This is a genomic window from Polaromonas sp. (assembly GCF_016185115.1).
Lineage (GTDB): Bacteria > Pseudomonadota > Gammaproteobacteria > Burkholderiales > Burkholderiaceae_C > Polaromonas.
Genome location: NZ_JACPOF010000017.1, coordinates 470,551 through 489,554 on the forward strand (window position 1 = coordinate 470,551; position 19,004 = coordinate 489,554).

Below are 19,004 nucleotides of genomic sequence, written 5' to 3' on the forward strand. Positions count from 1 at the left end.
CTACAGCGTCAGGATGGTGCAACCAGTCGTCTTGCGCGCTTCAAGCGAGCGGTGCGCCTCGGCCACCTGCTCCAGCGGAAAACGCTGGTCAATATGAATGACCACCTTGCCGCTGGTGACCATGGCAAACAGGTCGTCGGCCATCTCCTGCGTCACCTCACGGCTGCTGATGTGCGTGAAGAGCGTCTGGCGCGTGACGTATAACGAACCCTTGGGCGCTAGGATGCCCGGCGAAAACGGTGCAACCGGGCCCGACGCATTGCCAAAACTCACCATCAGCCCAAAGGGGCGCAGGCAGTCGAGCGACTTGTCGAAGGTGTCCTTGCCAACCGAGTCGTACACCACCTTGACGCCCTTGCCGCCCGTGATTTCCTTGACACGTGCCGCAAAATCTTCAGTGCTGTAGTTGATGATATGGGCCGCACCATTGGCTTTGGCGAGTGCACACTTCGCGTCAGAGCCCGCCGTGCCAATCAGTTGCAACCCCAGTGCTTTCGCCCACTGGCAGGCGATCAGGCCCACGCCACCGGCAGCAGCATGAAACAGCACGAAGTCACCGGCCTGCAGGCCACCCTGCGGCAGCGAACGGCGCAGCAGGTATTGCGCCGTCAAACCCTTGAGCATCATGGCGGCGCCGGTTTCAAACGAGATGGCATCAGGCAGCTTGCAGACACACATCGCAGGCATGACGCGCATTTCGCAATAACTGCCGGGTGGCGTGCTGGCGTAGGCGGCGCGGTCGCCAACCTTCAGGTGCGTGACACCTTCGCCAACCGCCTCGATGATGCCAGATGCTTCCATGCCCAGTTGCAGCGGCATGGGAAACTGGTACAGGCCGCTGCGCTGGTAAATGTCAATAAAGTTCAGGCCAACAGCTTTGTGGCGGATACGGATCTGCCCGGGGCCGGGCTCGCCGACGCTGACATCCACCAGTTTGAGTTCTTCAGGACCACCATGCTTGTCAATACGGATGGCTTGGGATGTTGCGGTCATGGGTTTCCTTGGATTTGACAGTTTCAATAGACAGATGGACGGCCAGCGCATGCAGCAGGGCATGGCCTCAGCGCCAGTCAATGTTGCCACGAATCAACAAGGGCTGCACGGGCAAAGCCCGCCCCCGGATAAACCCTGACGCAGGTCCTGCGCTAGCCGCCGTACTCGGGGCGTTTGGGCGTGAAGACGTCGAGGTTCAGCACCTCTTCATCACCGACCACCTCGCCCCAGTGCATGGTGTTGGGCGGCACAACCAGCAGGCCGCCTGCGCTGAGCAGCACCTGCTCATCTTGCTCGCCGACGTGGAACAGAATCTTGCCGGCCAGGATGTAGACGATCTGCTCGTTGGGATGCTGGTGCGGCTTGGGCTCATGGCCGGGGGCCAGTTTATGCAGTGCCAGCGTGGCGCCCTCACCTGCAAACGACTTGCGGGCCACGCCTTCGCGTACCGGCTCCCAGGGGATGGCGTTCCAGTCGACCTGATGGACATTCATGATGGGATTTCCTTGTCTTGTGTTTATTTGACGCTCGCAGCTTTGCCAAAAAGACCCATGGGCCTGATGGTGATGAACACCAGCAATATCGACAGCGCTGCAATGTTCTTGAAGCTGGAACCGAAAGCCACAATGGCCAGCGACTGGGCCAGGCCCAGCACAATGCCGCCTACGAATGCACCGGCCGGGTTGCCGAAGCCGCCCACGATGGCCGCGATAAAACCGCTGATCGCAAACGACACGCCCACATTGAAGGCGGTGAATTGCGTTGGCGTGATCAGCACACCGGCAATCGCGCCAAGCCCGGCCGAGAGTGCGAATGCGTAGGCCAGCATTCTCGACACCGGAATACCCTGCAGCGCAGCTGCTTCGCGGTTGATGGAGCAGGCACGCATCGCGCGGCCGACACGGGTTTGCGAAAAGAACAGGCCCAGCAAGCCCACCAGCACCAGTGAGGTCACGGCAATTGCCATCAACTGGTAGCTCACAGCCACCTTGCCCAGCATCAGCGGTGGCAGGTCTATGAAGTTGGGCAATGTCTTGGGCTGGTCGCCGGCGACCAGCAGGGTCGCGCGTTCAAGAACAATCTGCGCGGCCAGCGTGGCAAGAATCATCACAAACGGTGTGGCGTTGCGCCGCCACAGCGGCCTGACGACAAGCCGCTCGACCAGCACACCCAGCCCCGCCACCAGCAGGATGGCAATCACGGCAGACACAAACAGCGGCAGCCCCGCGCGTGTCAGCAGTGCGTGCGTGATCATGCCGCCCAGCATGACAAACGCGCCCTGCGCAAAATTGACAATGCCGCTGGCGTTGTAGATGACGCAATAGCCGATGCCGATCAGCCCGAATACGCAGCCTATGCCTATACCCGAGACAATTGTCTGTGCAATAAAGACCGCATCAAGCATATTCAACGCCCCCAAGGTAGGCATCCAGCACCCCAGCGTCCTGCTGCACCTCTTCAGGCTTGCCCTCTGCAATTTTTTTGCCGAAATCGATAACGATGACTTTCGCTGCAATCTTCATGACCAGGCTCATGTCGTGTTCAATGATGAGCACGCTGATGCCGCGCTTGACGATCTCGCCTATGACATGCGCGAGGTGCTCGGTCTCTTCGCGATTGAGGCCAGCCGCGGGCTCGTCAAGCAGCAGCAGCTTTGGTTTTGTGGCCAGCGCACGGGCTACTTCGAGAAGCCGCTGCTGGCCATAGGTCAGTTCGGTGGCGCCCATGTTGTCGCGCCCGCCGAGGCCGACGAACGCAAGCAGCTCGCGTGCGTTCGCATCGATGGCAACAGCCTGCTCGCGGGAGCGTTTGTTGCGCAACAGCGCTGACCAGACACCACCCCTGCTTTGCAGGTGTGAACCCACACGCACATTGCCCAGCGCCGTGAGGTCGGGAAAGAGCTGTACGAGCTGGAATGTCCGGACCAGCCCTTTGGCGGCAACAGTGGCGACAGGTACACCGGTGATGGCTTCACCGTCGAATGTCACGCTGCCTGTGGTGGGTTCAAGAAAACCCGAGATCAGGTTGAACAGCGTGGTCTTGCCTGCACCGTTGGGCCCGATGATGGCGCTGATCTCACCGGCTTCAATGGAGAAGGTCACGTCGTTGACAGCCGTGAGGCCGCCGAACGTTTTTGTAAGGTGGTTGACTTCAAGTATTTTCACTTGCGGCTTCCGGGAAGAAAACGGGCCAGCGAGGCTGCACCCTTGGGCGCAAAAATCAGGATGATGATGAGTGCGGCGCCATAAGCCAGATCCTGGTAGTCCTTGAAGGCACGAAAGGTTTCAGGAAGCAGGCTGACGATGAGCGCGCCGAACAGCGGCCCGGCAATGGAGCCTATGCCGCCCACATAAAGCATCATGAAACCGGAGATGACCATGTGCAACCCAAATACTTCAGGGCTCACAAAGCCTACAAAATGCACCATCAGTGAACCGGCAACTGCGGCATAAACCGCTGCAATCACAAACGCCGCCAGCTTGTAGCGGGCAACGTCAATGCCCAAAGCCTTTGCTGCGTCCTCGCTGCCTGCAATGGCGGCCAGCGCCATGCCGAAGCGCGACTCCTTGAGACGCCAGGCAGCGATCAACGCGACTACAAGCACAGCCATCAAAAATGCCAGCTGGTATTTCGGATCGTTGAGTTCCCAGCGGCCCATACCGAGCGGCGGAATGCCCGAGATACCCATATAACCCTGGGTGATGGATTGCCACTCGACGGCAATCTCGTAAACAATCATGCCGAGCGCCAGGGTTGCCATGGCAAGGTAATGGCCGCGCAGCCGCAAGGCCGGGTAGCCGACGACAAAAGCCACGATCACCGCACCGACCACGCCCAGCGGCAATGCGGCAATCGGCTGCCAGCCATAAGTGGCAGTGAGCACGGCCGAGGTGTAGCCACTCAGGGCGGCAAAGGCGTTTTGACCAAACGAGACCTGTCCGGCATAACCCATGAAAAAATTCAGACCGGTCACAAAGATGGCATAGATGGCGGCAAAACCCAGCACGGTGAGCAGGTAACCACCCGTGGCAAATGCGTAAATGAGCAAGGCCGCCGCAAACGCCCACAGCGCATACTGCACCAGCCGGCGCGAATCAGGCCGCTGCAAGGTAGTACCTCGCAAGATCATGTGGTGACTGGATCTGGTCGGGCGTCACTTCGCTGACCACGCGGCCCACTGACAGAAGATAGGCGCGTTTGGCAAGCTTGAGCGCCAGCGGCGCTTTCTGCTCGACCAGCAATACGCTGAGGCCGGTTTTATTCAACTCACCCAGGGTCACAAAAATCTCCTCAGCCAGACGCGGGGCCAGCCCGAGCGATGGTTCATCAAGCAACAGCACCTTGGGCGCCGCCATCAGGCCGCGACCAATGGCAAGCATCTGCTGCTCACCGCCGGACAATGATCCGCCCAGTTGTTTCTGCCTGTCCTTCAGGCGCGGAAAAAGATCGAACACGCGCTCCAGTCGTGTCTTGATCTCGGCTTTGTCATTCGCGAGGTAAGAACCCAGGTCCAGGTTCTCAAAAACCGTCATGGGGCCAAAAATGCCACGCCCCTCGGGAACCAGCACCAGCCCACGCATCGTGCAAGTACGGGGATCGGCAGCAGGCACAGCAACGCCACCGAGCGTGACCGTGCCCTTGCCTTCCACCAGGCCGACAATGCGGCGCAGCAAGGTGGACTTGCCCGCGCCATTGGGGCCCAGCACAGCCACAAGCTCGCCCTGCCCCACGTGAATATCCGTGGGGTGCAGGGCCTCAATCGGCCCATAGCGTGCCGTCAGCCCACTCACTTCCAGCGCTGAGGCGGGCGATGTGCTCACTTGACGATCTTTACCGTGTTGCCCGACATCGTGGCCAGGAACAATGGGTTGGCTGTGATGCCCTGGTGATTGATGGGGCTGAAGTCATACAGGCCGGATGTGCCCTGATAACCGGTGAGGGTTTCAAGTGAATCACGCACCTTGGGGCCCGCAAATGAATCGCCCTTCAGGATGGCAGCCTGAATCAGATACACCGCATCCCAGCCACGGCCGGCCCAGTTGGGGTCACGGTCACCGTACTTGGCCTTCCATGGCACGAGGAAATCATTGATGCTACGCTTGAGGGGGCCAGCCGGCACCGCATCAATCACCTGGGCAGGCGAGGCGACAAAAAAGAACTTGTTGCCCAGCACCTCAGCCACCGGCTTGAACACATTCAGGTCTTCCAGGCTGGTCAGCAGCAGTGTCGGCAAGCCGAGTTGCTTTATGTTCTTGGCGCTGGTGAGCGTGGTGCCGCCCAGGCCAATCTTCAGGATGGCGCCCGCACCTGCGGTGTTCATCTTGCCGATCTGTACAGAGAGATCAGGATCATCCGTCTTGTACTGTTCGATACCGACGATCTGCATACCGTAAGTTGCCGCGGACCGTTCAGCCACTGTCTTCTGCAGGTTCGCATAAGGCGACGGATCATGCAGCACACCGATCTTGCGGATCTGGGTGTTGTCACGCAGGTACTCCATGCGGCGCTCAACTTCGAAACGTGCGGGCGGCAGGGTGCTGAAGGCCCATTTCACTTCGTCTTCACGTGGCGGGAGTATCGAGCAGAGCACCATGGGGATCTGCGCGCGGGCGACGGCCGCCGCAGCTGCGAATGTGCCTGCCGACACGCAACCCGAGGCAAAAATATCAACCTTGTCGCTGGTCATCATCTTGCGATAGACGACCACCGCCTCCTGCGGCTCAGAGCGGTTGTCTTCAACAATGACTTCAATCTTGCGGCCCTTGATGCCACCCTTGGCGTTGATGGTGTCTGCTGCAAGTTTGACACCGTCGCTCCATGCGCGGTCCACCGTTGCGGCATAACCGGTCAGGCCGGCAGAAATGCCGATTTTGTAATTCTGGGCAGCTGCGGGCAGCGCCGATATCAGCAAAATTGCGCCGGCAACAAGGCCGCCAAATTTCGCAGTGAGATGTCTCTTTGTCATTGTTGTCTCCATGTAGTTCTGTGGGTTTTATAACGCTTTTCCATAGCCGCCACCACCCGGTGTTTCGAGTACGACGACCGCATTGGCCTGCAATTGAATTTTCTTTGCCTCCTTGAAAGGTTTGTCATCGACCGTGAAATTCCCCGCTGCACCGGGCTCACCACCCTCAAGGCCTTCAGGCCCGCTTTGCAGGCGGCTGGGCACCGCGTTAAGCAACCAGGGGTAAGGCGTACGCATGTGAAATTTGATGGTCTGGCCATCACCGCCATGCTCACGGCCTGCGCCACCAGAGCCGATGCGCAGTTCTTTCTGGTCAAACACGATGGGGATGACCGCTTCCATGATTTCAATGGGCACCGCACCCACCCCAGTGGGATAGGCCGTAGCATTGGGTCCTGGTTTGGTCCTGCGTGCACCCATTCCGCCCGAGTAGTTGAACATCGACGAGGTGAAGGTTTCGCCATCTGCGCGCTTGCCCTGTATCTGTATGGTCCACACCGCGCCTGCGCCCTCGGCCAGCACGCGGTCGGGCATGACCTGATGCAGCGCCTTGAGGATGGGCATGGGGACATACATGCCAACCACATGCCGTGCATTGACGGGCACAGGGTATTTGCAATTGACGATGGAGCCTTCAGGCGCCGTGACAATGATGGGCGCCAGGCTGCCGTGGTTGTTCGGCAGGTCCGGGTTCAGGCAGCTGCGAATGGCGAAGGTTGAGTAGGCATGGGTGTAGTTCATCACCACATTGATGCCTGCAGTGCTCGGGCCCGAACTGCCGGCAAAATCTATCGTGATCTCGCCCTTCACGTTGTCGATGGTGACAGCCGTCTTGAGCGTGATGATCTCGCCACCCGGCACATCAAACTGGCTCTCGCCATGAAAGGTGCCGGCAGGCAGCTTGCGGATTTCTGCCCGGGTCGAGTCTTCCGAGCGTTTGATGATTTCGTCCGAGAGCTGCTCAATATCGGCCAGGCCATACCGTTTGCACATGGCCAGCAGGCGCTCACCGCCGGACTTGCCGCTCGATACCTGCGCAGCCAGGTCGCCAAACACATGGTCAGGTGTGCGAACGTTGCTGCGGATGATGTCATGCATGGTCTTGTTGGGTACACCGCGCTCAAAGAATTTGAGCGGCGGGATCCACAGGCCTTCTTCATGAATATCGCGTGCGCCTGCGCCAATCCCGTAACCGCCGATATCGGTGTGATGAATGGTCGAACCTACATAGCCAATTAGCCGGCCTGCATTGAAGATGGGCGACAGCAGCGTGATGTCGAAAAAGTGCCCGGCAGACAGCCAAGGGTCATTGGTGATGACGACGTCGCCTTCTTCCAGTTGGCCGTTGAAAATGCGGTGCAGGTGGCCACCTGCTGCCGCCAGTGAGTTGATGTGCCCCGGCGTGCCGGTATTGGCCTGGGCCACCATGCGGCCGCGCGCGTCAAACAGCGCACTGGCGAGGTCGCCCGCTTCACGCACCACCGGGCTGAAAGCAATGCGCTGCAGGCTTTTGGCCTGCTCGCTGACGATGCTGATCAGGTTGGACCAGAGTATTTCGAGTTCAATGCCGTCCATGATCAATCCTTCAGGGTTGCGACGATGCAGCCAAATTCATCCACCGTGGCCTGCCAGCCGGGCAGCACGATGATGGTGGTTTCACGTTCTTCGATGATGACGGGGCCGTCAATCTTCTGGTCTTTTGCGAGCGAGGTACGGTCGTAAACCGGCACCATCTGGTCGTCCTGCCACAAATGCACCTTGCGCGATTTCTTGGGTTTGCCGGGTTGTGCGGGCAGCGCGAGCGCAACATGGAAAGGCACCAGCGGGCCGCGCGCCGTCAGACGCCAGCTCACGACCTCGGTTGGCACATGCGAGGGCATGAAACCGTACTGCGCCTGGTAGGCTGCATCGAACGCCGCCTGGATGACGGCAGGGTCATGCGTTTTGCGCGGGTCTGTTTCAAAAGTGACGCTGACTTCGTTTTGCTGGCCCAGATAGCGCATGTCGGCACCGTAAATCAGGGTGATCTCATCGGCCGTGCATCCGGCAGCCATCAGCGCGCTGCCGCCCTCCCGGCTCATTTCGTCAAACAATTTGTCGGTGCGCGACCAGTCGGTGCTGGCCAGCATGCCAAGTGCGCTGCGCACCAGGTCAAGCCGTACCGGCGTGACAAGCGTGCCGAAGGCCGACAGCACACTGGCCTGCGGCGGAAAAATTACCGACTTGCTCTGCAGCAGCGAGCCCACCTCGCAGGCATGCACTGGGCCAGCGCCACCAAATGCCAGCAGCGACAGGCCCCGGTAATCAATACCGCGATCCGTGGCATGCGCCCGCGTCGCGCCAGCCATCGCCTCGGCAACGATGCGGTACATGCCGCGCGCCGCCGTATGCGTGTCGGTGCCCAGCTGCTTGCCGAGTTTTGATATGGCCCTGTCGCTGGCAGCGAGGTCCAGCTTCATGTCACCACCCAGGAAGTTGTCTGCATCCAGCAGGCCGAGCAGGAGGTCGGCATCGGTCACTGCAGCACCTTCACCACCACGCCCATAGCAGGCCGGCCCGGGCATGGAACCAGCGCTCTTGGGGCCGACCTTGAGCAGGCCAAGATCATCGACATAGGCGAGGCTGCCACCGCCAGCGCCGATTTCAATCATGTCTATGGACGGAATGGTCACCGGCATGCCGCTGCCCTCCTTGAAGCGGTAGCGGCGGTCAACTTCAAACAGGCCGGTAATCAGCGGCTGGAAGTTCTCAATCAGGCAGGCCTTGGCGGTGGTGCCTCCCATGTCGAAAGACATCAGGCGGTCCAGCCCCAGCACCTTGGCGTAATGGCTTGCCGCCAGCGCGCCGGCCGCGGGGCCACTTTCAATCATGCGCACGGGGTTGCGGCCCGCCACATCGGCGCCGATGATGCCGCCGGAAGACAGCATGATCAGGGGGTCGTTGGCGTAGTTTTCCTTCTTCAGCCGCTGCGCCAGGGCGCGCAGGTAAGGCTGCGAGATCGGCATGGTGAAGGCGTTGATGACGGTTGTTGAGGCGCGCGGATATTCCCGGATCTGCGGTGCGATCTCGGAAGACAGCGACACAAAAAGGTCGGGCATGGCCTGACGCAGCATGTCGCCGACCAGGCGTTCGTTGTCAGGGTTGGTATAGCTGTTGAGAAAACAGACGGCAACGGCTTTGACGTCCTGCTTCCTGAGTTCTTCAATGCACGCCATGACATCTTCACGCGAAGGCGCCTGCTGTACCGTACCGTCGGAGAACATGCGCTCGGCAATACCGTAGGTCAGCTCGCGCGGCACCAGCGGTGGCTGGAACTCGATTTGCGGGTCATACATGTCGTAGCGATGCTCATTGCGTATCGACAGGACATCCCTGAAGCCGCTGGTCACCAGCATGGCTGTTTTGAGGCCCTTGCGTTCAATCAGCGCGTTCGTGACGACGGTGGTGGCATGCACTACCACACCATCAATGTCCGAGGGTTTGAGTTTGGCCTTGGCCAGCACCGAATCGACGCCGGCGAAAAATCCCTCCAGCAGGTCGTTGTGGGTGGTCAGGGTTTTATCCACGACCAGCTGGCCGTCAGAGCCGCGCAGAACAATATCGGTAAACGTGCCGCCGATGTCGACAGCCAGTGAGTAGGTCAAACAGTTTCTCCTTTGGGTGGCAGGCCCCGGCTGCCGAGCGCACGCGAGACTTCTCTGGCGGCGGCGGTGACAAGGTCTATGAATTCTTTGGCGGGTTTCGCAGCAATCAGGCTGGTGGATCCGATGATGGCAATCGCACCTGCATAGGCTTCGCGGTGATCGAAGATGGGGGCGGCTATCGCATTGACACCGCCCACGATTTCATTGGCTGCCGTTGCCCAGCCGTTTTTCTGTATCGCCTTGATCGCATTGCGCAGGGCCTGCGGCGTCTTGATGGTGCCGGGCGTCCAGGACTTGAGGGGTTCAAGGCAATGGTTTTCAAGCAGGCGCGGCGGACCGAACGCGAGCGCTACCTTGCCGTGCGCTGTGGCATGGAAGTCCATCTTCCTGCCGGGCTTGACGCCGAATTCAACGACTGACCGGCCTTGCAGCAACTCAAGCGTGATGACTTCGTCATTGACAAGCGCCGACAGCGAGATCGCCTGGCCGGTGGCCTCGCGCAAGAGCGACATTTCATTGCGGGCCGCAGCCAGTATGTTGAAGCGCTCACGCAGCAACTCGCCAAGCACCAGCAGCTTGACGCCTGCCTCATACCGATTGGTCTCCTCATCCTGACGTGCAAAGCCGTGCTTGACCAGGGCCTGGATGTGCCGGTAGACCGTTGGTTTGGATGAATTGAAGGCCTTGGCAAGATCCGTGACACCCACGGGCTTGCGGCTGGCCACAAGATATTCGAGCAGGTATAGCGACAGGTCTACGGTGCCGGTTGCAGCCTTGCTTCGGGCGCTGTCCGCCGGTGCAGTTGCAACCACCGGCGTCTTGCCGGTCGCCTTGACTGCCTTGGCCGCCGCGGGAGGTGATTTCGAAAGAACCATGAACCTGTCGAACTGATTGATATTTGAAGACTTTAAATTGTTTCATTAAATGAAACAGCATTTCAAATATCATAGAATCGTATTGCAGCGGACTATATGGGACAAACCCTAGCGTGCTGAAAAGACATTCGCGGCCTGCCTGCGTACGAGAAAACCCGGGATACCGGGAGGCGCAAGGCCGTCGGTAGGGCATGCAGGCGCACTCGCCGGAGCACAGATCCGGGGTCACGCACAAATGACAGCGTTCGTTCTGGAGCTGGCCGGGCAGCAGGAAATGCGGTAACCGCGATGCGTCACTGCGGACAAGCCGCGTCTGCGTGCTGCTAGCCGGGCAACTGCATCCGCACCAGACGGGCGGCCTCTTCAGCGCGCGCGTCGTCGATCTCGCGCATCACTGCGCTCATGTCGACGACACCGGCCTTTTGCTCGAAGCGCCCGGTAAGCACGGTTTCGGGGTAGAGCACGCCGCGCTGGTAGAGATCCCAGATCTCAAGGCCAAAGCTGGTGTGCAGCAGCTCAGGCGCAAAGCGGCCAAAGAAGGCGCGCAGGTTGGCCACGTCGCGCAACAGCATGCGGCCGGCGTGGTTGTTGCCGGCGGCATCAATGGCCTGCGGCAGGTCGATGACCACCGGTACGTCGACCATGCCATCAACACCCTGCTCGCTGCCAAGCAGGATGTTGAATTCTGAAAGATCCCCATGCACGACACCGGCACACAGCATGCGCACCACCTCTGTGAGCAGCGTGGCGTGGTGCGTGCGCGCCTGCTCCGGCGTGAAGTCCACATCATTGAGTCGCGGGGCTGCATCGCCATGCCCGTCGGTCACCAGTTCCATCAACAGCACGCCATCGCAGAAGTTGTAGGGCCTGGGCACCCGCACGCCGGCAGCGGCCAGCCGGTACAGCGCATCAACCTCGGCGCTTTGCCATGCGGCCTCCTGCGCCTGCCCGCCATAACGCGTGCCCTTGGCCATGGCACGCGCCTGGCGGGTGTTCTTGACCTTGCGGTTCTCGGTGTAATCAACTGCCTGCCGGAAGCTGCGTTCAGTCGCCTCCTTGTAGACCTTGGCGCAGCGGGTTTCATCACCGCAGCGCACCACGTAGACCATCGCTTCCTTGCCACTCATGAGCTGGCGCACGACGGTGTCGATCAGGCCCTCTTCTATCAGTGACTGCAGTCTTTTGGGTGCTTTCATATGCGCCTATTGTGAGGCGCGTGAGCCTGCACCCGCCGCACCAGACTAAAACGTACCCGGGTAAGCCCCGCCATCAGCCAGCACGTTCTGCCCGGTGATGTATGACGCGTGGACACTGCACAGGAAAGCGCATATGGCACCGAACTCATCAGGCGTGCCGAAGCGCTGCGCGGGAATGCCCTTGCGGCGCGCATCCATGACGACATCCAGCGACTGGCCCGTCTTTTGTACGGCGCCGCTGAAGGTTGCCTTCAGGCGGTCGGTATCAAATGCGCCGGGCAGCAGGTTGTTGATGGTGACGCCGCTGGCTGCAATTTTGCTGCGTGAGGCACCCGCCACAAAACCCGTCAGGCCGCTGCGTGCACCGTTGGACAAACCCAGGATGTCGATGGGTGCCTTCACCGCACTTGAGGTGATGTTGATGACGCGGCCAAAGCCCCGTGCGGCCATGCCGTCAACCGTGGCCTTGATGAGTTCAATGGGGGTCAGCATGTTGGCATCCACCGCCTTGATCCAGGCGTCCCTGTCCCAGTCACGAAAGTCCCCGGTTGGCGGGCCACCCGCATTGGTGATGACAATATCAAAGTCCTTGCGAACGGCAAATACCGTGGTGCGTCCTTCGACCGTCGTGATGTCAGCCGCAACAAACTGTACAGACACGCCTGCACCGCGCGCAGTGTCGGCAGCCAGTGCTTCAGCAGAAGCCCTCAAGGCATCGGCGCCACGGGCAACCATCACCACATTCACGCCCTCACGCACCAGGGCCTGTGCACAGCCCAGGCCCAGACCTTTGCTGGCACCGCACACCAGCGCCCATTTGCCTGCAATACCCAAATCCATAATAATTCCTTCGTTACACCGACACACAAGAGGGAGCGGGCCATGATACTGAGTAAATCCGGTCTACGCGCAAGGCAGGTCATGACTGGCGCCTTGCTGCTTTGCGCTGGCGCGGTGTTTGCGCAAAGCGAAGCAGTGCTTGTCAAGCGGGCATCGCAATTGCGCGACGCACCGGGCGAGGCATCCAGAATTCTTGCCCCGCTGCCGGTACAAACATCAGTCGCTCGTCTTGGCGAACGCCAGGGCCCGTGGGTCAAGGTGCGCATGACAGACGGCACCCAGGGCTGGGTGCACATGTTCGACATCGCCTCTCCTGCCAGCGCAAGTGCACAGGGCGGGGGCGCCACAGGCGCCTTGCGCAGCATCACCGGTTTTTTCAGCCGTGGAGGTGCGCAGGGCAACGCCGGGCCGGCGACATCGACGGTGGGTATCCGGGGGCTGGGCGCTGAAGACATTGCCAACTCGCAACCCAACCTGACCGCCGTGACACTTCTGGACACCGCACGGCTGGATGCCAGCCAGGCCAGGCAGTTTGCAAGCAGTGCATCGCTTTCCAGCCGCACGGTGGAGCCACTGCCCGTGCCCAGCCCACCGCCCCGCACATCATCACCATCCGGCCCGACGGGCGGGGGCAATACCCAGTTCGGCAGTGGCGGCTAGGAGAAAAACATGAACACTCAACAAATTCTCATGCCCCTTGTGCTGGTTGCCTGTATCTTCCCGGCTGCCTCTCAAAGCCAGGATGCAGGCAATGCGCTGAATCTTTTCCAGAACCTGTTACGTGGCGGACAACCTGCGCAACAACAGGCAGCGCCACAGCCTGCATCACCCGGTGGCCTGGCCGGGAGCCTGTTCAGCGGCTTCGTCGGCGGGCCAGCCGCACGACCCGCCACCGGCGACCTTGTGCAGATGCTGTCGCAGTCGCTGGAACAGATTGACGAACCGAAAGAGATCGAGATAGGCCGCCAGCTTGCTGCACTCCTGATGGGCAGCAAACCGCTTTTCGCCGACCTGGCCATGCAGCGCTATATCAACCTGGTGGGCCGCTGGATCAGCCTGCACTCATCGCGGCCCGACCTGCCCTGGACCTTTGCGGTGCTGGACGACCCCGGCTTCAATGCATTCGCCACGCCGGGTGGCTATGTGTTTGTGACCAGGGGCCTGATGGACCGGGTGACAGACGAGGCAGAGCTGGCCGGCATCCTGGCGCACGAGATCACACACGTGACGGCCAGACATCACCTGGTCGCGATGAACAAGGCCGCACGAGCCGGCCTGCTGACGCAACTCATAGGCTCACAGTTCAAGAACGATGTGAGCGGCATGCTCTCGGCGCAACTGCTCGGTCTGGGTAAAAACATGTACACCAAGGGCCTTGACCAGGACGACGAACTCGATGCCGACCGCACCGGCGTGGCACTGGCAGCGCGCGCAGGATTTGACCCTTACGGCCTGGTGGCTGTACTGCAGAACCTGCGCACGGCATCGCCAGATGATGCCCTCTTTGCGTTGTCATTAAGCACACATCCGCCCGCACAGCTGAGGCTTAACCAGCTTGAGCTGGCCATGGGCACACGGCTCGATGCGTTTGCGGGCCAGCCAGCAGTGACTGTGGCGCAGCGTGTGGACAACCTCGCCGCCGCCAACCGCAGGGCCAACGCCCAGGCCATCGCGCCTGCACGGCCCACACCTGCCAAGAAGAATTAGGTTCTACTGCCTTCTGGTCACGACAAAAATGCCGGTGAGCACCAGCGCAGTCCCGGCGGCTACCAGCGGGGTAAATGATTCGCCGAGAAAAATCGTACCCATCAGAATCGTGGACAGCGGGCCTATCATGCCGGTCTGCGCCGCAAGGCTCGCGCCTATGCGCTCTACGCCCATCATCACCATCAAGACAGGCGCGGCCGTACACAGGGTGGCGTTGAGCACCGACAACCAGATGACCTCAGGCGCCACCAGCGCTGCACTCAGGGGCCGCAGCAATGCAAACTGCAGCAGGCAACACAGGCAGGCCACGGAGGTCGCCAGCCCTACCAGCCGCAGCGCGCCCAGGCGGCGCACCAGTTCGCCGCTGTAGACAAGGTAAATCGAATAGCTGAGCGCGCTGAGGAATACCAGTAGCGCGCCCCAGGCCGTATGCGCGCCCTGTACCGACAGCTCCTGACCGAACACCAGCACAACGCCGCCATAACTGATGGCCATGCCAGCAAGTTGCCTCACGGTAACGCCGCGCCTGTAGAGCACCAGCCCCAGCAGCATGACAATGGTGGGGTTGAGGTACAGGATGAGCCGCTCAAGCGAGGCGCTGATATAAACCAGCCCGGCGAAATCCAGGAAGCTGGAAAAGTAGTAGCCAATAAAGCCCAGGCCGCATACCCCCAACCAGTCCTTGCGGGTCAGCGCTGCCTTGCCACGGCTCGCCCACCATGCCATCACGGCGAATATAGGTAGCGCAAACAGCATGCGAAACATGATGAGCGTGACCGCATCAACGTCATGCCGATAGGCCAGCTTCACGATGATGGCCTTGCCGCTGAATGCCACTGCACCGAAGCCTGCAAGCAACAGGCCAGGCACCAGGTTTTTTGGAGCGGCGTGATCCTGTGGGCCGCGGGCTTCAGGATCTTGTTGTTCCGGAATATTGCTCAAAACTCTCTTGTTCCATTCACGGACTAAAACCCCACAGCCTGACCATCGCGACGTGCATCGCTGGCAGCAACATAGCCTTCCACGCCTGGCTCGCCGGCGCGCCAGATGAACTGGCCGGCGCCAAAATCCTGGTAGGAGTCATTGATGACCTCCATCTGGTGCCCACGTGCAGCCAGTTCGCGGACGGTGTCCTGGTCAAGACTGGACTCGACGTTGATCTCAAGCCCGCTGTTGAAGCGCCAGCGCGGGGCATCACAGGCTGTCTGCGGGTTCTGGCCGTAGTCAAGCATGCGCACCAGGGTCTGCATGTGGCCCTGCGGCTGCATGTTGGCACCCATGACACCAAAACTCATGACAGGCTGGCCGTCTTTGGTAAGGAAGGCGGGAATGATGGTGTGAAACGGACGCTTGCCCGGCGCAACCTGATTCGGGCCCGCCGAAAGGCTGAACGCATGACCGCGGTTTTGCAGGCTGATGCCGAACTCCGGCTCAACGCAGCCAGAACCAAAACCCTGGTAATTGCTCTGGATGAAACTCACCATCATGCCGCTCTCGTCTGCTGCGGTGAGGTAAATCGTGCCGCCCTTGACCGGGTTGCCTGCACCAAAATCCTGAGCCTTGTCCATGCGAATGAGTTTGGCACGGGAAGCCAGATAACCGTCATCGAGCATTTGATCGGCCGTCACCGCCATTGACGACGGCTCGGACACATATTTATAGGTGTCGGCAAAGGCCAGCTTCATGGCCTCTATCTGCAGGTGCTGCGAATCGGCGCCGTCCACAGGCATGCCCGCAACGTCAAAGTTGCCCAATATGCCAAGCGCCATAAGCGCCGAGATGCCCTGGCCGTTTGGTGGTATTTCATGCAGGGTATAGCCGCGGTAGTCCTTGCCAATGGGCTTGACCCATTCGGGTTTGTAAGCAGCAAAATCTGCAGCCGTGATGCTGCCGCCGTTAAGGGATGAAAACTTCTCGATGGCCTGGGCAATTTCGCCGCCGTAAAAGGCAGCACCGCGACTTCCGGCAATCGCCCGCAATGCCTTTGCTGCGGCCTTAAAACGAAACAGTTCTGCCACATTGGGCGCACGGCCCCAGGGCAGGAAGGACTGGGCGAACCCGGGCAAAGACTTGAGCTCATCGGTCGCAGCAGCCCATTTCTGCTGCACCACCACCGGCACCAGGTAACCACGCTCCGCAATATCAATGGCCGGCTCCAGCAGGTCGGCGAAGGGCAGCTTGCCGAAACGTTCACTCATGGTCATCCAGCTGCCGACGGCGCCTGGCACCGTGACCGAATCCATACCGCGACGAGGCGGCGTTTCTGCGCCTTCACTGTACTTGCGTTTGAAGTAATCCGGCGTCCAGCTTTGTGGCGCACGGCCCGAGGCATTGAGCCCATGCAATTCCCTGCCGTCCCAGAGGATGCAGAAGGCATCGCTTCCGAGGCCGTTGCTGACAGGTTCAAGAATGGCCATGGCCGCCGCAGCGGCAATGGCGGCATCAACTGCATTGCCGCCCTTGAGCAACATGCGCAGGCCGGCCTGCGCTCCCAGGGGATGCGAGGTGGAAACCACGTTGCGTGCAAACAGGGGAAGTCGGGTGGAGGTGTAGGAGTTCTCGAAGCTGAATTTGAGTGTCATGTGGACTGCCAAAAGTAGATGTTTGCCTGAACCATATCAAAGCTGCCTGGTGATTGTGCAACGCAGGGCATGAAAAAAGGCACCCGCGGGTGCCTTTTGAGTGAAGTCATGGGCCGGGGTCAGGACCCGGCCCATGGGGCCTTAATCCTCTACAAAGGCCTCTTCACGTTTATTCTTGATGGACGGCAGCAGCACAATGATCAACATCAGCAGGGCCGCACCCAGCAAGCCGGCGGAGATGGGACGCGTGACAAATACGCTCCAGTCGCCTCGCGACAGCAGCAGCGCCCTTCGCAGGTTCTCTTCCATCATGGGGCCCAGAATGAAGCCCAGCAACAGCGGTGCCGGCTCACAACCCAGTTTGACAAACAGGTAGCCGACGACCCCAAAAATACCAACGGTCCAGATATCGAAGGTGTTGTTGTTGGTCGAGTAAACGCCGATCGCGCAGAAAAGCACGATGGACGGGAACAGGTAACGGTAAGGCACGGTCAGCAACTTGATCCACATGCCGATCAGCGGCAGGTTCAAAATGATCAGCATGGCGTTACCGATCCACATCGATGCGATCAGGCCCCAGAAAAGCTGCGGGTTGCTGGTCATCACCTGGGGACCAGGCTGAATGTTGTGGATGGTCATGGCACCGACCATCAGCGCCATCACGGCGTTGGGTGGAATACCCAGCGTCAGCAGCGGAATGAAGGAGGTCTGTGCACCGGCATTGTTGGCAGACTCGGGGCCGGCCACACCGCGGATGTTGCCCTGGCCGAAAGCCACTTCACCCGGCTTCATCTTCATCTTCTTCTCAAGCGCATAAGCTGCAAAAGCAGCCAGCAGCGCACCACCGCCTGGCAGGATGCCCAGGGCAGAACCCAATGCCGTGCCGCGCAGAACCGCAGGCGCCATGTTCTTGAAGTCTTCCTTGGTCGGCATCAGGCCAGTCACCTTGGCCGTAAAGACCTCGCGCTCGTCGGAAGGCTGCGCCAGGTTGCTGATGATTTCACCGTAACCGAACACACCCATGGCGATCACGACAAAGCCGATGCCGTCGGTCAGTTCAGGAATGTCAAAGCTGAAGCGGGCGACGCCGGAATTCACGTCGGTACCCACCAGACCCATGAGCAGGCCCAGCACGATCATGGCGATAGCCTTGAGCAGGGAACCGGAAGCCAGCACCACGGCGCCGATCAGGCCCAGTACCATCAGTGCGAAGTACTCGGCAGGACCGAACTTGAAGGCCAGTTCTGTCAGTGGAGGTGCAAAGGCAGCCAGGATCAGGGTGCCGACGCAACCTGCAAAGAAGGACCCCATACCAGCAGCAGCCAGTGCAGGCCCCGCCCGTCCTTTTCTGGCCATCTGGTATCCGTCGATACAGGTCACGACCGATGAGGATTCGCCGGGAAGGTTGACCAGAATGGCGGTAGTGGAGCCGCCGTACTGCGCGCCGTAGTAAATACCGGCCAGCATGATCAACGCGGAAACAGGAGGCAGCGCGTAGGTTGCCGGCAGCAGCATGGCGATGGTGGCCACAGGCCCGATGCCGGGCAGAACGCCGATCAGCGTGCCCAGCAGGCAGCCGACAAACGCGTAAACCAGGTTGATAGGCGTAAACGCAACGCCAAAACCCAGGGAAAGATTTGCGATCAGATCCATTTTTTATCCTTAGCCCGTGATGAACGATGGCCACACGGGAAACTGCAGCTTCAGAATGACGACGAACGCGACATAACTTCCAGCAGCGAGCACGGTCGCCAGAATGAATGTGTTTTTGACCTTCCAGCCGGGTTCGGCCATGCTTGCGATGAAGGTCAATGCATAGATGGCAACTATCATTCCAAAAGCAGGAAATTTGATGCTGGGCAGGCCGGCGAGCAGCACACCAAACACCAGGTTGGCCAGGATGATGAACACCAGGGGCTTCCACGCCCACTTGCCAATCTTGCCGCCACCCTCGGTTTCAACGACCAGCGACTGGAAGGTAATGACCACACCAATGATGGCCATCAGGATGCCCAGCATCAGCGGGAAATAGCCGGGGCCCATGCGCGCACCCTCGCCAACGTTGTAAGTGGTAGCGCCCCATGCGAACGCCACGCCGACGCCCATAAACATGAGGCCTGAAAAAAAGTCTTTCTGACTCTTGATATTCACGGCTTGTCTCCAGTAGAAAAATAGAACTTCGCGATTGTTGCATTGATTCA

The 19,004-nt window shown here is 60.1% G+C and carries 18 protein-coding genes; 2 read left to right on the plus strand and 16 right to left on the minus strand.

Features of this window, described 5'->3' with window-relative positions:
- The 12 genes from HYX42_RS12370 to HYX42_RS12425 all read right to left on the minus strand — a co-directional run bounded on the left by HYX42_RS12370 (position 1) and on the right by HYX42_RS12425 (position 12,514).
- The gene (locus tag HYX42_RS12370) at positions 1-993 is read right to left on the minus strand and encodes a quinone oxidoreductase (protein WP_293403361.1); all 993 of its coding nucleotides are present in this window, start codon (positions 991-993) and stop codon (positions 1-3) included.
- Positions 994-1,145: 152 nt separating this feature from the next.
- Positions 1,146-1,487, minus strand: a complete 342-nt coding sequence (locus HYX42_RS12375) for a cupin domain-containing protein (protein ID WP_293403363.1) — start codon at positions 1,485-1,487, stop codon at positions 1,146-1,148.
- 23 nt (positions 1,488-1,510) lie between these two features.
- Positions 1,511-2,398 carry a branched-chain amino acid ABC transporter permease gene (locus HYX42_RS12380; RefSeq protein WP_293403365.1) on the minus strand — a complete coding sequence of 296 codons (888 nt, stop codon included), beginning with the start codon at positions 2,396-2,398 and terminating at the stop codon, positions 1,511-1,513.
- A complete protein-coding gene (locus HYX42_RS12385) occupies positions 2,391-3,152 on the minus strand; it encodes an ABC transporter ATP-binding protein (RefSeq protein WP_293403510.1) in 762 nt (253 codons plus the stop codon). Before HYX42_RS12385 ends, HYX42_RS12380 begins: the two co-directional genes overlap by 8 nt.
- 2 nt (positions 3,153-3,154) lie before the next feature.
- A complete protein-coding gene (locus HYX42_RS12390) occupies positions 3,155-4,102 on the minus strand; it encodes a branched-chain amino acid ABC transporter permease (protein WP_293403367.1) in 948 nt (315 codons plus the stop codon).
- Positions 4,089-4,814, minus strand: coding sequence for an ABC transporter ATP-binding protein (locus HYX42_RS12395; protein ID WP_293403369.1), 726 nt, complete (start codon positions 4,812-4,814; stop codon positions 4,089-4,091). Before HYX42_RS12395 ends, HYX42_RS12390 begins: the two co-directional genes overlap by 14 nt.
- Complete coding sequence (locus HYX42_RS12400; protein ID WP_293403372.1) at positions 4,811-5,959, minus strand: ABC transporter substrate-binding protein; 1,149 nt, start codon at positions 5,957-5,959, stop codon at positions 4,811-4,813. The genes HYX42_RS12395 and HYX42_RS12400 overlap by 4 nt, the downstream gene beginning before the upstream one ends.
- Before the next feature lie 27 nt (positions 5,960-5,986).
- Entirely contained in the window at positions 5,987-7,534 is a 1,548-nt protein-coding gene (locus tag HYX42_RS12405) for a hydantoinase B/oxoprolinase family protein (RefSeq protein ID WP_293403374.1), read from the minus strand.
- Positions 7,535-7,536: 2 nt separating this feature from the next.
- On the minus strand, positions 7,537-9,603 hold the full coding sequence (locus HYX42_RS12410; RefSeq protein ID WP_293403376.1) for a hydantoinase/oxoprolinase family protein: 2,067 nt from the start codon (positions 9,601-9,603) through the stop codon (positions 7,537-7,539).
- Positions 9,600-10,478 (minus strand): IclR family transcriptional regulator, encoded by an 879-nt coding sequence (locus HYX42_RS12415; RefSeq protein WP_293403379.1) that lies wholly within the window; start codon positions 10,476-10,478, stop codon positions 9,600-9,602. Before HYX42_RS12415 ends, HYX42_RS12410 begins: the two co-directional genes overlap by 4 nt.
- Before the next feature lie 323 nt (positions 10,479-10,801).
- Positions 10,802-11,674 (minus strand): PA4780 family RIO1-like protein kinase, encoded by an 873-nt coding sequence (locus HYX42_RS12420; RefSeq protein WP_293403381.1) that lies wholly within the window; start codon positions 11,672-11,674, stop codon positions 10,802-10,804.
- 45 nt (positions 11,675-11,719) lie between these two features.
- Positions 11,720-12,514: an SDR family oxidoreductase gene (locus HYX42_RS12425; RefSeq protein WP_293403383.1), complete on the minus strand. Its 795-nt coding sequence runs from the start codon at positions 12,512-12,514 to the stop codon at positions 11,720-11,722.
- Positions 12,515-12,556: 42 nt separating this feature from the next.
- Between HYX42_RS12425 and HYX42_RS12430 the strand changes: the two genes are divergently transcribed.
- Both HYX42_RS12430 and HYX42_RS12435 read left to right on the plus strand, forming a co-directional pair.
- Positions 12,557-13,174 (plus strand): SH3 domain-containing protein, encoded by a 618-nt coding sequence (locus tag HYX42_RS12430; protein WP_293403385.1) that lies wholly within the window; start codon positions 12,557-12,559, stop codon positions 13,172-13,174.
- Between the two features lie 9 nt (positions 13,175-13,183).
- Entirely contained in the window at positions 13,184-14,221 is a 1,038-nt protein-coding gene (locus HYX42_RS12435; RefSeq protein ID WP_293403387.1) for a M48 family metalloprotease, read from the plus strand.
- 3 nt (positions 14,222-14,224) lie between these two features.
- On the opposite strand, the gene HYX42_RS12440 is transcribed toward HYX42_RS12435, so the two are convergent.
- From HYX42_RS12440 to HYX42_RS12455, 4 genes are all read right to left on the minus strand, one after another.
- Positions 14,225-15,154 carry a DMT family transporter gene (locus HYX42_RS12440; RefSeq protein ID WP_293403511.1) on the minus strand — a complete coding sequence of 310 codons (930 nt, stop codon included), beginning with the start codon at positions 15,152-15,154 and terminating at the stop codon, positions 14,225-14,227.
- A gap of 32 nt (positions 15,155-15,186) precedes the next feature.
- The gene (locus tag HYX42_RS12445) at positions 15,187-16,803 is read right to left on the minus strand and encodes a gamma-glutamyltransferase family protein (protein WP_293403390.1); all 1,617 of its coding nucleotides are present in this window, start codon (positions 16,801-16,803) and stop codon (positions 15,187-15,189) included.
- 141 nt (positions 16,804-16,944) lie between these two features.
- Complete coding sequence (locus HYX42_RS12450) at positions 16,945-18,456, minus strand: tripartite tricarboxylate transporter permease (protein WP_293403392.1); 1,512 nt, start codon at positions 18,454-18,456, stop codon at positions 16,945-16,947.
- 9 nt (positions 18,457-18,465) lie between these two features.
- Positions 18,466-18,954: a tripartite tricarboxylate transporter TctB family protein gene (locus tag HYX42_RS12455; RefSeq protein WP_293403394.1), complete on the minus strand. Its 489-nt coding sequence runs from the start codon at positions 18,952-18,954 to the stop codon at positions 18,466-18,468.
- Positions 18,955-19,004: the final 50 nt, after the last annotated feature.

What these genes read in the sequence shown, in the direction of transcription:
- HYX42_RS12405 (WP_293403374.1), bottom strand. Translation starts at nt 7,534, where the DNA reads ATGGACGGCATTGAACTCGAAATACTCTGGTCCAACCTGATCAGCATC.
- HYX42_RS12370 (WP_293403361.1), bottom strand. Translation starts at nt 993, where the DNA reads ATGACCGCAACATCCCAAGCCATCCGTATTGACAAGCATGGTGGTCCT.
- HYX42_RS12415 (WP_293403379.1), bottom strand. Translation starts at nt 10,478, where the DNA reads ATGGTTCTTTCGAAATCACCTCCCGCGGCGGCCAAGGCAGTCAAGGCG.
- HYX42_RS12445 (WP_293403390.1), bottom strand. Translation starts at nt 16,803, where the DNA reads ATGACACTCAAATTCAGCTTCGAGAACTCCTACACCTCCACCCGACTT.
- HYX42_RS12375 (WP_293403363.1), bottom strand. Translation starts at nt 1,487, where the DNA reads ATGAATGTCCATCAGGTCGACTGGAACGCCATCCCCTGGGAGCCGGTA.
- HYX42_RS12430 (WP_293403385.1), top strand. Translation starts at nt 12,557, where the DNA reads ATGATACTGAGTAAATCCGGTCTACGCGCAAGGCAGGTCATGACTGGC.
- HYX42_RS12435 (WP_293403387.1), top strand. Translation starts at nt 13,184, where the DNA reads ATGAACACTCAACAAATTCTCATGCCCCTTGTGCTGGTTGCCTGTATC.
- HYX42_RS12425 (WP_293403383.1), bottom strand. Translation starts at nt 12,514, where the DNA reads ATGGATTTGGGTATTGCAGGCAAATGGGCGCTGGTGTGCGGTGCCAGC.
- HYX42_RS12450 (WP_293403392.1), bottom strand. Translation starts at nt 18,456, where the DNA reads ATGGATCTGATCGCAAATCTTTCCCTGGGTTTTGGCGTTGCGTTTACG.
- HYX42_RS12380 (WP_293403365.1), bottom strand. Translation starts at nt 2,398, where the DNA reads ATGCTTGATGCGGTCTTTATTGCACAGACAATTGTCTCGGGTATAGGC.
- HYX42_RS12420 (WP_293403381.1), bottom strand. Translation starts at nt 11,674, where the DNA reads ATGAAAGCACCCAAAAGACTGCAGTCACTGATAGAAGAGGGCCTGATC.
- HYX42_RS12400 (WP_293403372.1), bottom strand. Translation starts at nt 5,959, where the DNA reads ATGACAAAGAGACATCTCACTGCGAAATTTGGCGGCCTTGTTGCCGGC.